The sequence below is a fragment of the Candidatus Kryptonium thompsonii genome, assembly GCF_001535985.1.
Classification (GTDB): Bacteria; Bacteroidota; Ignavibacteria; order Kryptoniales; family Kryptoniaceae; genus Kryptonium; species Kryptonium thompsonii.
The window spans coordinates 24,712-38,791 of sequence record NZ_CZVS01000055.1 but is presented as its reverse complement, the minus strand read 5'-3'; the positions used below and the strand labels follow the sequence as shown (position 1 = coordinate 38,791).

Below are 14,080 nucleotides of genomic sequence, written 5' to 3'. Positions count from 1 at the left end.
ATTTGTCAAGTTTTACAAGATTAGAATTTATTAATCTAAAGCAGGGGTAAAACACCCCTGCTTTTTATTGATTTATTTTGAATTTTTAAGTAGTTTTCGTAGGACAGTTTGCATTATCCCACCGTTTATATAGTATTCAACCTCGACTGGGGTATCGAGGCGGGCGATAACTTCAAAGGTTTTAATTGAACCGTCACTCGACTTCGCGGTTACTTTTAATATTTTTCTTGGATAAAGGTTTTCGGCAATTCCTTCAATTGTGTATTCTTCAAAGCCAGTTAAACCAAGTGTTTCTCGATTTTCGCCTTCTTTGAATTGAAGCGGTAGGACTCCCATTCCAACTAAATTACTTCTATGTATGCGTTCGAAACTTTCAGCGATGACAGCTTTTACACCAAGTAAGTAGGTACCTTTAGCAGCCCAGTCGCGTGAGCTTCCAGTTCCGTATTCCTTTCCTGCTATTACAATAAGTGGTCGGTTTTCTTGTTTGTAGCGCATGGCTGCATCGTAAATGAACATCTTTTCGCCTGTTGGTATGTAGATTGTCCAACCACCTTCAACACCAGGGAGCATTAGGTTTTTTATTCTTACATTTCCGAAAGTTCCACGCATCATCACTTCGTGAGCACCTCTTCTTGCTCCAAATGTATTGAATTCAGATTTTGGAATGCCTCGCTCGATTAGATATTTCCCAGCAGGGCTATTCTCCGAGATCGAACCAGCAGGTGAGATGTGATCCGTTGTGATGGAATCGCCGAATACCGCAAGGCAATATGCATTGGTTATATCTTTGGGAGGTTCTACCTCAAGTTTTAGGTTCTCAAAGAATGGTGGGTTTTGGATGTAAGTTGAGTTTGGATCCCATTCAAAAAGTTCACTTTCCGTGATCGGTATGTTTTTCCAATATTCATTTCCTTCAAAGACATCAGCATATTTTTTCTTGAAAAGTTTTGAGCTAAGAACTTTGTTTATTGTTTCGTTGATCTCATCTTGACTTGGCCAGATATCCTTTAAATAAACTGGGTTTCCATTCGGGTCATAACCAATGGGTTCGTTGTTGAAGTCAATATCTATTTTTCCAGCGATAGCATAGGCGACAACAAGGAGTGGCGAAGCAAGATAATTTGCTTTGACAAGTGGATGAATCCGAGCTTCAAAGTTTCTGTTTCCACTCAAAACGGCGGTTACGACTAGGTTATTTTCAGTGATTGCTTTTGAAATTTGTTCTGGAAGGGGACCACTGTTTCCTATGCATGTGGTACAGCCATATCCAGCAAGGTGAAAACCAAGGGCTTCAAGATACGGCATAAGTCCAGCTTGTTGTAAATATTCTGTCACAACTCTTGAGCCTGGGGCTAAACTTGTTTTAACATAAGGTTTTGCTGTTAATCCCTTTTCAACCGCTTTTTTAGCGAGAAGCCCAGCGCCAATTAAAACAGTTGGATTTGATGTATTTGTGCAGGATGTTATAGCTGCGATCACAACGGAACCGTGAGTTAACTCAACTTTTTGATTGCGAAATTGAATTTCAACTGTCTTTTTTTGTTCATCGTTAATTTTATAGTTTTCCTTTAGAACCTTATCAAAGTGTGGTTTTATTTCGCGGAGTAAAACTTTATCTTGGGGCCTGCTTGGTCCAGCAAGCGTTGGTTCAATTTGGCTCATATCGATTTCCACTACATCTGTATATTCAGGCTCAGGCGAGTCATCATATCTGAAAAGACCTTGTTCTTTGGCATAAACTTCAACTATCTTAGCGATGTTCTCTCGTCCTGTTAACTTTAGGTAGTTGATCGTCTCATTATCTATTGGGAAGAAGCCACATGTTGCGCCATATTCGGGAGACATATTTGCGATAGTTGCTCTGTCAGCGACGGAGAGTTTAGATACACCTGGTCCGAAATATTCTACAAATTTCTCAACTACCCCTTTTTTGCGGAGAACGTTTGTAATTGTCAAGACAAGATCAGTTGCAGTTACTCCTTCTGGAAGCTCACCTGTTAACTTGACGCCGATGACCTCTGGAATCGTTATGTAATAAGGTTGTCCAAGCATAACAGCTTCCGCTTCAATTCCTCCAACACCCCATCCGAGAACTCCAAGTCCATTTATCATTGTTGTATGCGAGTCAGTTCCAACAAGCGTATCGGGGAAAGCAAATCCATTTTCAACTTGAACAACTTTTGAAAGATATTCAAGATTTACCTGGTGAACAATTCCCGTTCCTGGCGGGACAACTCTAAAGTTTTTGAATGATTTTTGAGCCCATTTTAGAAGTATATATCTCTCTTTGTTGAGTTCGAATTCCCTCTTTACGTTCCAATCAAACGCATAAGATGTTCCAAAGTATTCAACTTGAACCGAATGATCAATTACGAGATCAACGGGTTTAAGGGGATTTATAATTTTTGGGTCTTTGCCAAGTCGTTTAACTGCATCGCGCATTGCTGCGAGGTCAACAACGCAAGGCACACCTGTGAAGTCTTGAAGAAGAACCCTTGCGGGCATATATGGGATTTCTCGTAATGGTGGCTTGGGTTGCCATGAGGCAATTGCTTTTACATCTTCTTCTGTGACGAGATAACCGTCACAGTTGCGAAGCATATTTTCAAGAAGGATTCGTATTGAGTATGGAAGCTTTGAGATCTTTGTAAATCCTTGCTCTTCGAGCCAGGGTAGTTTGAAAATTTTGAGTTTTTTTCTGGCAACTGTAATTGTTGAAATTGCTTCTTTAAAAGGATGTGCATTATTAGTCATGATAGGTTTTGAATTTTGTTTTTCTACCGTAAGTAAGTTAAACAAAAGGTGGAAAAATTTCAAACAAAGATATTATAGCTTGCTGGATTTTAGAACTTCTGGATTTACAACATTTGCTGGTATTTTACCTGTTAAAACTTTAACGATGTTTTCTGCAGCGACTATAGCCATTTTTGTTCTCGCTTCAAAGGTTGCGCTTCCGATGTGGGGTGTTAAAACGACATTCTCAAGTTTAAGTAGTTCATCTGGGACAAAAGGTTCTTGTTCAAAGACATCAAGCCCAGCCCCAGCAATTCTTTTATTTTTGAGGGCTTTTATCAAAGCTTTTTCATCGACGACCTCTCCCCTCGATGTGTTTATGAGATATGCGGTTTTCTTCATCAGTTTTATCTCTCTTTCGCCAATTAAGTGTCGCGTTTTTGGTGTCAGGGGAACATGGATTGTGATTATATCTGAGTTTTTAAGTAGTGTGTCAAGCGATACTTTTTTAGCTCCGACTTCTTCTTCAAGTGTTTCGTTTCGATTTGTGTTAAAGTAAAGGACTTTCATTTTAAATCCTTTCGCTCTTAAACCAACAGCAGTTCCAATTCTACCTGCACCAATTATTCCAAGAGTTTTGCCAGCAAGCTCGGTTCCAAGCAAAAGCATCGGAGCCCATCCTTTAAATTTTTTCTTCCTGACGAATTTGTCAGCTTCGATTATCCGCCTTGTTACCGCAAGTATAAGAGCCCATGTGAGATCTGCGGTTGCATCCGTTAAAACTCCAGGGGTGTTTGTCACAACTATTCCGCGTTTGGTCGCTTCGACGATGTCAATATTGTTAAAGCCAACTGCATAATTGGAAATAACTTTACACTTATCCATGTTTTTGATAACCTCAGCATCTATTTTATCATTTAAAAGACAAAGCAGAGCATCGACACCGCGAACGTTTTTGACGAGTTCATCATGGGTTAAATTCCTGTCCTTTGTATTGACTATGACATTTTTAAAATTTTTTCGTAGGATTTGGAGCCCTGCTTCGGGAATTTGTCTTGTGATGAATATGGTGTAGTCTTTTTTCATATGGTGATATGAATTTGGTTTTACATGCAGATTGTTATGATTTTTGAAATTTTTGTTTAAACTCTTCAACAAATGCATTTAAAGTGGGTTCATCGAAAAGGCAAAATCTTATCTCTTCTATGCTTGTGTGTGGGTTTTCTTCCAGAAACTTTACAGCGGTTTCGATTAAGATCTTAGCACATCTTTCTTTTGGAAATCCAAATATGCCAGCGCTTATTGCAGGGAATGAGATTGATCTCAATTTTCTTTCGTGTGCTATTTTTAAACTTGATAAAACAGCACTTTGCAATTTTTCATCTTCTTGGCTTTTTCCACCTTTCCAGACGGGTCCGACTGCATGAATAACAAATTTTGCAGGCAATTTGCCAGCACCGGTGATCGCTGCGCTTCCCGTTGGGACATATCCAATTTTATCACTTTCCTCCTGGATTTCATATCCACCTTTTCGGACGATCGCGCCTGCAACTCCACCACCATGTTTAAGGTATTCATTTGCTGCATTTACAATTGCATCAACATTTTCTTCTGTTATGTCGCCGTGAACTATTCGAATAATTTTATCCCGAATTTTTGCTTCGTGTAAAACTTTATTTGACATTTTTAATCCTTGGTTTTATTTTAACTTTTGAAACGAAGGGATTCCCCTGAATAAAAAATCTCCATTTTTTATCCGTCCCTACGCTTATTCCAATTCGTTGGCTTCGTCCAATTTTAAATTGCATCTCGGTGCCGGGATCGATTATGAAGATTTCATCACCAAGCAAGGATACGCCGTTTAAGCTTTTGTCAATTTTAAACGCTTGGCAAAATTTTGCAGGTCCATTTGTCAAGTTGTAAATGTCGTCTGTATTTCGAAATTTTTTCATTATCTCAATTCCTTCAATTGGTTCAACCGCTCTGATCAAAACAGCTGCAGGGAAACCTTCTTTTTCTGTTACAACATTGAAACAATAGTGCATTCCATATGTAAAATAAACATAAGCATGTCCGCCAGGTAAATACATTATTTTATTTCTTGGCGTCATCCCTCCGTAAGCATGGCATGCGGGGTCATTTTCGCCTACATAGGCTTCAGTTTCAACAATTCTTCCAGCCAGAATTTTGCCATCGAGCTGTCTTACAATGATTTTACCAAGTAATTCGCGGGCAACTTTAAGCGTAGGCTGAAGGTAAAAGCTTTGATTTAATTTTCTGTGATCAAGAGAGAGCTTTGCGACTTCAAACTTCATCTTCACTTGTTTGGAAGTTGGGATTGAAATTCTTTTATTATCTTTTCTATCTGTTCTTCTGTGATCCCTGTGCCATAAATTTTTTCAGCGCCGTGGCTTGGCATTGGATAAGGCTTTTGTTCAGAGCCTACCGGTGGATTTCCAGCCTTTAAACGTATTCTTTCCTCGATTTCTTCAATTATGCTTTTTGCCTCCATTTTCAAAGTTTGGGATGAGAATCTTTTAGAGTCTTGAACTTGAACTTTGTTTCCTTCAATATCATGGATTGGGAGCAATTCATAAGCGAGTCGTTTTATCTGGATAAGATGTTTTGCTGTGACATTTTCTGAAATGATCGAATGTCCGAGCGTTCCGGGTCCAAGCGTCATAGATGGGTCAAGACCTGTCGTATAACCTACAGCGCCAAGGGCAGCGACGGTGTTGACGAGAACTCTAAATGCTGGTTTTTCAAGTGCGAACTTCGTAATTATATCGGGATCGCTTGAGTGTATAACCATTGTGTGTCCAAGCCCACCGAACTCAAGAAGCTCAATGCATTTGTGGCAGCCTTCCCTCCAACCGTCAACTGTGTAGAAAGCAAGAATTGGAGAAAGTTTTTCAACGGATAGGGGATATTGCTTGCCAACGCCTTCAAGTTCAGCTATTAACACAGTTGTTTGCTCAGGGACGGAGAAGCCCGCTTTTTGAGCTATATATGCAGCCGGCTTTCCGACTATTTCAGGGTTTATCCCACCTTGTGGTGTTAAGATGATTTTTTCAAGTTTTGCTTTTTCATCTGGGTTACAAAAGTAAGCGCCTCGTTTTTTGAATTCATAGATCACTTGTTCTCTTATCGGGGAGTCGCATACGACAGCATTTTCAGCGGAGCAAAGGGTTCCATAGTCAAATGTTTTTCCAAAAATTATGTCAGCAACTGCTTTCTTTATATTCGCGGTTCTCTCAATAAAGGCTGGGACATTTCCAGAGCCAACACCATAGGCTGGTTTTCCAATGCTATATACCATTTTGACCATTTGGGTGCTTCCAGTTGCAAGTATAAGCGAAACATCGCGATGTTTGAGAAGTTCCATCGTTCCCTCAATTGTAACCTCGGTCAAGCACTGAAATAAATTTCTTGGTGCACCAGCTCTTTCAGCAGCGGTTTGCATCACTTGAATTGCTTCATAGGTACACTTCACAGCTCTTGGGTGCGGGCTTACGACAAGGGCATTTCTAGTCTTGGCTGAGATTAGTGCTTTAAACATCGCAGTGGAAGTTGGGTTCGTCGTCGGGATAAGTGCAGCTATCACCCCCATTGGTTCAGCGATTTCAACAACTCGTTTTGATTTATCGTAATTTATGACGCCAACAGTTTTTAAATCTTTTATTGATTCGTATGTGAATTTCGTCGCGAATTCATTTTTCAATTTTTTGTCTTCCCATTTCCCAATTCCTGTCTCTTCGACTGCAAGCTTTGCGAGTCTTTCCGATGCTTCGTATCCAGCCTCAAACATTGCTTTGACGATTTTGTCAACTTGTTCTTGGGGGTAATTTTTATATTCAAGGAATGCGTCTTTCGCCTTGGCGATAAGCTCGCGGGCTTGCTGGATTGAGATCAAATCTTTATCTTTGAGTTCAAATGGCATAAGATTTTTTAAATTGTTTTTATTCCATTAAAATTGACGCTGGATGCCATAAGCTCAAACCACTTTTTTCGTCGTAGACTCTTTCAAGTGGCTCCCCTTCAAATTCTTCTATTATCAGTTCACATGCGAAAATTTCGGTTCCCATCATCAAATGGCCGCCGAAGCATTTACCCTGATTATCAGCAAGTGCTATGTGGCAATGAACAAACGGTTGTCCATTTAAGACGCTCACATTTCCAATACAACTTACAATTTCCATTTCTTGGTCGAGTTCAAGGTTATGATACTTTTTTTCTACTTGGTCATAAAAAGCTATCACCGCTTTTTTAACTGCTCCTATTGCGGTTATTTTGCCAATCCTTATGTTTTCTTCTTTACAAATTCTCGTAATGCTTTCAAGAAGGTCAGCTCCTTCGGGAAGGCGACCTATATAAGTTCTGCGGAGCGAATATTGTTTTCTTGACATTAAAGTTTCCCTTTTTAGTTATCAAATAAACCCGGTTGTTTTTCGGATTTTGTTTTTATGAAACCAAAGTGTTTATATGCAAGTTCTGTTGCGACCCTTCCCCTTGGGGTTCTTTTGATAAATCCTTCTTGAATTAGATATGGTTCATAAACTTCCTCAATCGTTCCTTCTTCTTCTCCAACGGCGATGGCGATTGTTCCAATTCCGACGGGGCCACCGTTATATTTTTCAATGATCGTGAGAAGAATTCGTTTGTCCATATCGTCGAGCCCATGTTCATCGACATCAAGTGCTTTAAGTGCATATTCAGCAACTTCTTTCGTTATGATTCCAGAATATTCAGCGAGTTTTTCGTCAGCTTGGGCGAAATCCCTTGCTCTTTTCAACAGCCTATTTGCGATTCTCGGTGTTCCTCTTGATCTTCGAGCAATTTCATATGCTCCTTCTTCTGTGATCTGAATTTGCAAAATTTTTGCTGAGCGTTTTATAATTCGGCATAATTCTTCAGGGGTATAATAGTCAAGGCGTGCGCTTATCCCAAAGCGAGCCCTTAAGGGAGCTGTAAGTAATCCTGCTCTTGTTGTTGCTCCAATGAGTGTAAATCTTGAAAGATTTAATTTAACGCTTCTTGCATTTGGACCTGTATCAATTACAATGTCAATTTTAAAATCTTCCATTGCTGAATAAAGATATTCTTCAACTATCGGGCTTAAACGGTGTATTTCATCGATAAAAAGAACTTCTCTATCGCCAAGCGTTGTTAAAATTCCAGCTAGATCGCCGGGTTTTTCAATTACGGGACCTGATGTCACTTTTATCCCGACGCCGAGTTCATTTGCAATTATATAGGCAAGCGTTGTTTTTCCAAGTCCCGGTGGACCTGTGAGAAGAACATGGTCAAGTGGATCGCCCCTCATTTTCGCTGCTTGTATAAAGACTTTAAGGTTATTCACTATTTTTTCCTGCCCGACGAAATCTTCAAATCTTAATGGCCTGAGTTGTTGATCTACCTCGACATCAATTTCAAGTTTTTCGGGGTTTGTGTAACCTAACTTTGCCATGAAAGTTTCAACAGGGTAAATTTTTTGTTTAATTTAAAAACATTAAAATTTAAACGCAACCTGAAGGGTCAAGCGTCGGTTTCTCGGATTGATTTTGAGGGAAATTTTTATTATAAATTTATTGGCAACTTAAAACAAGCAAAAACATCAGGTATGAAACACCTGCTTGAAAAAGTATTTCAACTTAGCCAAAGAAATACGAACATCAAAATTGAATTTATTGCTGGTGTTACGACATTTATGACGATGTCTTATATCATTTTCGTTCAACCTGTCGTTTTATCTCATGCTGGGATTGATTTCGGAGCTGGGCTTATTGCAACTTGCGTGGGTTCGGCGATCGGTTCAGTTATAATGGCTTTGCTTGCAAACTATCCAATCGCTCTTGCCCCGGGGATGGGTGAAAATTTTTTCTTTGCTTACACAGTTGTTGGAAGCATGGGTCTTTCTTGGCAATCTGCCCTGGCAATTGTATTTCTTTCTGGAGTTTTGTTTAGTATTCTTTCGCTTGTAAAGTTGAGAGAAGCAGTTATTGATGCGATGCCAGGATGTTTGAAAAATTCAATAGCGACTGGAATTGGACTTTTTATCACGTTGATTGGTTTTATTCAAGCTGGTATCATAAAGATTAACTCAGGAACTCACCTGCCACAACTTGGTGAAATTCACAGGGCTGAGGTTTTGATTTCAATTGCTGGCTTAATTTTTTACATCTGTTCTTTTGGCGCGCGGTGTGAGAGGTTCAATTTTAATTGGAATAATTTTTTCGGCAGTTCTTTCTATTATTTTGGGGATTGTTAAGTTTGAAGGTAAGTTGATTGCATTTCCAGAGGTGAAGGAATCGGCGATTTTCAAACTTGATTTTTCAAATTTTTTTGACATTACATTTCTTGTTGCTGTTTTAGTTTTTCTTTATATGGTTTTGTTTGATACTGTTGGAACATTGATAGGGGTTGGGCAAGCAGCTGGGCTTGTCGGGAAGGATGGGAAGCTCCCGCGGGCAGAGAGGGCGCTCTTGTCTGATGCACTTGGTACAACCTTTGGAGCTTTGTTAGGCACATCGACAGTTACGGCTTATATAGAAAGCGCTTCAGGAGTTGCTGTCGGTGGGAGAACTGGTTTAACATCGATTTTCGTTGCTTTATTCTTTTTAATCTCGCTTTTCTTTTATCCGATTGTTAAATTGATTGGCGGTGGAATTGAGATTGAGCCGGGTTATGTTCTTCATCCGATCACTGCGCCAGCTCTTATAATTGTTGGGAGCATGATGGTGAGGCCTGTGATCAACATAAATTGGGATGACATTACGGATTCAATACCTGCGTTTATAACTATGCTTGGAATACCTTTAACATTTAGCATCGCGGATGGCATCGCTCTCGGTTTTGTATCATACACAGTTGTAAAATTGTTCAGTGGAAGGTTTAAGGAAATAAATTGGATGATCATTATATTGACCTTGGTCTTTCTTGCCAGATATATTTTCCTTGCGTTAAAATAAAAAGTGAAATAACCATGGCTTATCAGATCGAAGTAAAACAGATCAAGCCATTTCCAGTTGCAGAATTTGAAGTTAAGGTTTCCGGGAAATCACAAACTACGCATATCGTTTCACTTGAGGAGAATTATTTTAAAAAGTTAACAGAGGGCAAGATAACCGCGGAGAAACTTGTTTATCTTTCTTTTGAGTTTTTGCTTGATCGTGAGCCGAACACATCGATTCTGAAGCGTTTCAACCTGCGCGAGATAAATCATTATTTTCCCGAGTATGAAAATGAAATAGTTACGATGTTTTGATGTAAATTTTGAATTCTGGTTTTATTTTTTTATTTTCAAATAACTAAATTTGAAGCAAAGTTATTTCGGAGGTAAAAGGTATGATTCTTTTATTTCAAGCTCAGCCGGATGCAACCAGCAGTTTGATCAGCACGATCATAATGTTTGTCGCGATATTCTTGATCTTTTATTTTTTGATAATAAGGCCACAGCAAAAAAGAGCGAAGGAGCATCAGAAACTGATCGAGTCTTTAAAGAAGGGTGACAAGGTTATAACTTCGAGTGGAATTCATGGCAAGGTTGTTGGACTTGATGATAAAACGGTTCTGATTGAAGTCGATGATGGCGTCAAGATAAAATTTGAAAAGGCTGCGATAGCAGCTGTCACCCGTGAGGGACAAGGTTAATTTTTGCTGGAAATTTTCGGCACTTAATTTTAATTGGGACAGAGTTAATCTGTCCCAAATTTTTTTAATAAAGATAACCTTGGAGGTGAGATATGATGCCCATCGAGCGGTTTAATACGATAGAGGAAGCGATCGAGGATATTAAAAATGGTAAAATTGTCATAGTTGTTGATGATGAGGATAGGGAGAATGAAGGCGATTTTATAATTGCAGCTGAAAAGGTAACCCCTGAAGCTGTTAATTTTATGGCGAAGTATGGTCGTGGGTTAATTTGCGTCGCTATAACGGAACTGAGAGCCCGTGAACTTGAGCTTGAGCCAATGGTTGATTTTAACACATCAAAGCACAACACGGCTTTCCTTGTGAGCGTTGATTACATTAGAGGAACGACAACTGGGATTTCTGCATTTGACAGGGCGAAGACGATTCAAGCAATTGTTGATCCCAATTCAAAGCCTGGGGATTTCGCAAAGCCTGGACATGTTTTCCCACTTCAAGCTGTTGAAGGCGGAGTTTTGAGAAGAGCTGGACATACTGAAGCAGCTGTTGATCTGGCACGGCTTGCTGGACTTTATCCAGCTGGCGTGCTGTGTGAAATTATGAATGATGATGGGACAATGGCTCGCGTCCCTGAGCTTTTTAAAATTGCGAAAAAGTTCGGACTCAAAATTATAACTATAAAAGACCTTATAAGTTATCGTCTCAAAAGAGAAAAACTTATCCGAAAGATCACAACTACCAAACTTCCCACAAAATATGGTTTCTTTGAACTTCATCTTTATGAAAGTTTGACCGATGGAAAGGTTCACGTTGCCCTTGTCAAAGGGAAAGTTGATGATGGTGAACCAGTCCTCGTTCGTGTTCATTCCGAATGTTTGACCGGTGATGTCTTTGGCTCATTTAGATGTGATTGCGGAGATCAACTTCATTCTTCTATGAAGATGATCGAGCAGGAGGGTAGAGGAGTTTTGCTTTACATGAGGCAGGAAGGTAGAGGAATTGGGCTTGTGAATAAAATCAAAGCATATAGATTGCAGGACGAGGGAAAAGATACAGTTGAAGCAAATGAAATGCTTGGATTTAAGCCTGACTTAAGAGATTATGGAATCGGCGCTCAAATCCTTGTTGACCTTGGGATAAAAAAGATGCGACTTTTGACCAATAACCCCAAGAAGATCGTTGGACTTGCTGGGTATGGACTTGAAATTGTTGAAAGGGTACCAATTGAAATTCAACCAAACGAAGTTAACATCCATTATCTCAGGACGAAAAGAGATAAGCTTGGGCATTTAATTTTGATGGACGAAAAGAAAGAAAACAACGAGAGCAAATAAAGTTTATGTATCCTTATGTTTTCTTCTTTACAAATTCTCGTAATGCTTTCAAGAAGGTCAGCTCCTTCGGGAAGGCGACCTATATAAGTTCTGCGGAGCGAATATTGTTTTCTTGACAATAAATCTTTCTGAAAATAAAATCAAAAATTTAAGCTACGGGATTTCTTCAGGGCTTGGCGTCAGAGTTATATCTGGGGCGAAAACTGGATATGCTTATACGGATGATTTTAGTTTTGAAAAAATTTTAAATGTTGCAGAGGTTGCTTCGTATGTTGTCGATAACAGTTCAAGACCCACAAGTGTTAACCTTGAGGAGAAAAGGAAGGCAAAGCAAAACTTTTCAATTGAGAAGCCAATTTACCTTCTTGAAGTTGACAAAAAAATCGAATGGATTAAACGTGCAAACGATTCAGCCAGAAGTTATGATGGAAGAATAAAACAAGTTGATATAAATTATTATGAAAGCACAAGATATTTTTGGATAGCAAATTCCGAAGGGATTTTTGTTGAAAGCGATGATTCTTTGTTTAGAATTTTTATTACATCGGTTGCTATTGATGATGGGTTGCGTGAAATGGGGATAAGTTATTTGGGTGGAAGATTTGGATATGATTATTTGGTTGAACATTCGCCTGAGAAGATGGGTATGGAATCCGCAATGCAGGCGGTTTCAAAGTTGAAGGCTAAACCTGCACCTGCTGGAAATTTTCCCGTTGTAATTAAATCTGGCTGGGGTGGTGTCCTTGTTCATGAGGCGGTTGGGCATGGGCTTGAAGGAGACTTCAATAGAAAGGGAATCTCTGTTTATTCAGGAAAGATTGGGCAGAAGGTTTGTTCTGAACTTGTCACGATAATTGATGATGGAACGATTCCGAACTCAAGGGGTTCCCTTGCAATTGATGATGAGGGGACGCCGATGATGAAAACGGTTTTGATTGAAAATGGGATGTTGAGAGGTTATATGCTTGATAAGTTGAATGCAAAACTTATGGGGCTTGAATCAACTGGGAACGGTCGCAGGGAATCTTATAAATACTATCCGTTGCCAAGGATGCGTAATACATACATTGAGGCGGGGAAGGACGATCCAAATGATTTAATAAAAAGTGTTAAGTATGGGATATATGCGAAATCGCTGGGCGGGGGGGCAAGTTGATATTGTGAGTGGGAATTTTGTGTTCGAGATAAACGAAGGTTATTTGATTGAAAACGGCGAAATAACTTATCAAATTCGAGGGGCGAATTTAATTGGAAATGGTCCAGAGATAATGAAAAGAGTAATCGGGGTTGGCAACGACCTTGAAATTGAGAAACGGACTGGAAGTTGTGGAAAAGATGGTCAATATGTTCCAGTTGGTGTTGGACAGCCGACAATTCTTGTAAGTGAAATCACAGTTGGCGGGACGCAAGTTTGATGAAGAGGGTGCTTGGGAAAAACTATCTTCTTATTCTGTTCTTTTTTATTTATGGTTGCAATTTTATTGTCAACATCAAAGACGAAGCTATGAAAGAAAGAATTCAAATTTATAAGCGAGGTTTTAACTTCACCTCTTGGAAGAGGACGGAGTATTCCATGGATTACGCTAAAAATTCGTTTGACACGATGGCGACTTCTGGCGCAAATTTGGTTTCAATAGTTGTCACACTTTATCAAAAAAGCCCAGACGATACGCTTATTATTGACGATCCAAACAAAACTCCAAGCATCTATTCAATTTCTCAGATTGTTCAATATGCTCATTCAAAAAATTTTGGTGTCATGTTAAAAATTCATCTTGACACATATGATGATATCTCGAGGACGAAGATAAAACCGTCGGATATTCCCGCTTGGTTTAGAAATTATTCAAAGTATGTTTTGAATTACGCAAGGATATGTGAGATGCTTGGGGTTGAGATGTTTTGCGTTGGGACGGAGCTTTTGTCTTTAAGTGGCGAAAGAACTTTATGGGCGGAATTAATTGACAGCGTGAGGAAAATTTACACTGGAAAAATTATCTACGCTTCAAATTTTGATGAGTACAGGAATGTTTCTTTTTGGGATAAGGTTGATTACATTGGTGTGGATTTTTTTGCTCCAGTGTCAAACAAAACTGATCCAGTTTATGATGACCTTGTTCTCGGTTGGCAACCTTATTTGAACGATTTGAAAAGTTGGTTTAGCGAAAATCATTCGGGTAAGAAATTAATTTTTACCGAGGTAGGTTATCCATCCACTGATGGAGCAAGTATGAAGCCGTGGAGCGTTGGAAATGTGTTGGATTTAGAGGAGCAAAGCTTATGTTATGAGGTTGCACTTGATATAATTTCAAGTGTTGATTTTGTTGATGGCATATTTTTTTTGGAATTGGAACGCTGAT

General features: G+C 39.3%; 13 protein-coding genes and 2 pseudogenes. 8 read left to right on the top strand and 7 right to left on the bottom strand.

The features are described 5' to 3' along the window. Positions 1–72 precede the first annotated feature (72 nt). The 7 genes from acnA to ruvB form a co-directional block, all read right to left on the bottom strand. A complete protein-coding gene (gene acnA, locus AWW78_RS08100) occupies positions 73–2,757 on the bottom strand; it encodes an aconitate hydratase AcnA (RefSeq protein ID WP_082349101.1) in 2,685 nt (894 codons plus the stop codon). A gap of 72 nt (positions 2,758–2,829) precedes the next feature. Further along, complete coding sequence (locus AWW78_RS08095) at positions 2,830–3,822, bottom strand: 2-hydroxyacid dehydrogenase (RefSeq protein WP_047133437.1); 993 nt, start codon at positions 3,820–3,822, stop codon at positions 2,830–2,832. 34 nt (positions 3,823–3,856) lie between these two features. Next, entirely contained in the window at positions 3,857–4,420 is a 564-nt protein-coding gene (locus AWW78_RS08090) for a macro domain-containing protein (RefSeq protein ID WP_047133436.1), read from the bottom strand. After that, positions 4,410–5,051 carry a DNA-3-methyladenine glycosylase gene (locus AWW78_RS08085; RefSeq protein WP_047133435.1) on the bottom strand — a complete coding sequence of 214 codons (642 nt, stop codon included), beginning with the start codon at positions 5,049–5,051 and terminating at the stop codon, positions 4,410–4,412. Before AWW78_RS08085 ends, AWW78_RS08090 begins: the two co-directional genes overlap by 11 nt. Positions 5,052–5,053: 2 nt before the next feature. Next, on the bottom strand, positions 5,054–6,676 hold the full coding sequence (locus tag AWW78_RS08080) for an acetaldehyde dehydrogenase (acetylating) (RefSeq protein WP_075426212.1): 1,623 nt from the start codon (positions 6,674–6,676) through the stop codon (positions 5,054–5,056). 19 nt (positions 6,677–6,695) lie between these two features. Then, positions 6,696–7,142 (bottom strand): PPC domain-containing DNA-binding protein, encoded by a 447-nt coding sequence (locus AWW78_RS08075; protein ID WP_047133434.1) that lies wholly within the window; start codon positions 7,140–7,142, stop codon positions 6,696–6,698. A 14-nt stretch (positions 7,143–7,156) separates the two neighbouring features. Then, positions 7,157–8,203 (bottom strand): Holliday junction branch migration DNA helicase RuvB, encoded by a 1,047-nt coding sequence (ruvB, locus tag AWW78_RS08070; protein WP_047133433.1) that lies wholly within the window; start codon positions 8,201–8,203, stop codon positions 7,157–7,159. Positions 8,204–8,356: 153 nt separating this feature from the next. On the opposite strand from ruvB, the gene AWW78_RS10930 reads away from it, so the two are divergent. From AWW78_RS10930 to AWW78_RS08035, 8 genes and pseudogenes are all read left to right on the top strand, one after another. Next, positions 8,357–9,004 (top strand): NCS2 family permease, encoded by a 648-nt coding sequence (locus AWW78_RS10930; RefSeq protein WP_320410035.1) that lies wholly within the window; start codon positions 8,357–8,359, stop codon positions 9,002–9,004. Beyond that, positions 8,937–9,704 (top strand): NCS2 family permease, encoded by a 768-nt coding sequence (locus AWW78_RS10925; protein ID WP_320410034.1) that lies wholly within the window; start codon positions 8,937–8,939, stop codon positions 9,702–9,704. Before AWW78_RS10930 ends, AWW78_RS10925 begins: the two co-directional genes overlap by 68 nt. A 14-nt stretch (positions 9,705–9,718) precedes the next feature. Beyond that, the gene (locus tag AWW78_RS08060) at positions 9,719–10,000 is read left to right on the top strand and encodes a hypothetical protein (protein ID WP_047133432.1); all 282 of its coding nucleotides are present in this window, start codon (positions 9,719–9,721) and stop codon (positions 9,998–10,000) included. Between the two features lie 80 nt (positions 10,001–10,080). Further along, the gene (gene yajC, locus AWW78_RS08055) at positions 10,081–10,386 is read left to right on the top strand and encodes a preprotein translocase subunit YajC (RefSeq protein WP_047133431.1); all 306 of its coding nucleotides are present in this window, start codon (positions 10,081–10,083) and stop codon (positions 10,384–10,386) included. Between the two features lie 92 nt (positions 10,387–10,478). Continuing rightward, positions 10,479–11,720 carry a bifunctional 3,4-dihydroxy-2-butanone-4-phosphate synthase/GTP cyclohydrolase II gene (locus AWW78_RS08050; RefSeq protein WP_102134810.1) on the top strand — a complete coding sequence of 414 codons (1,242 nt, stop codon included), beginning with the start codon at positions 10,479–10,481 and terminating at the stop codon, positions 11,718–11,720. A gap of 112 nt (positions 11,721–11,832) precedes the next feature. Continuing rightward, a pseudogene (locus AWW78_RS11030) lies at positions 11,833–11,973 on the top strand (PmbA/TldA family metallopeptidase); the annotation flags it as partial. Further along, positions 11,962–13,135, top strand: a pseudogene (locus AWW78_RS08045) (TldD/PmbA family protein). The pseudogenes AWW78_RS11030 and AWW78_RS08045, both read left to right, overlap by 12 nt. After that, on the top strand, positions 13,135–14,079 hold the full coding sequence (locus AWW78_RS08035; protein WP_075426209.1) for a glycoside hydrolase family 113: 945 nt from the start codon (positions 13,135–13,137) through the stop codon (positions 14,077–14,079). Before AWW78_RS08045 ends, AWW78_RS08035 begins: the two are co-directional and overlap by 1 nt. The last annotated feature ends 1 nt before the right edge of the window (position 14,080 follow it).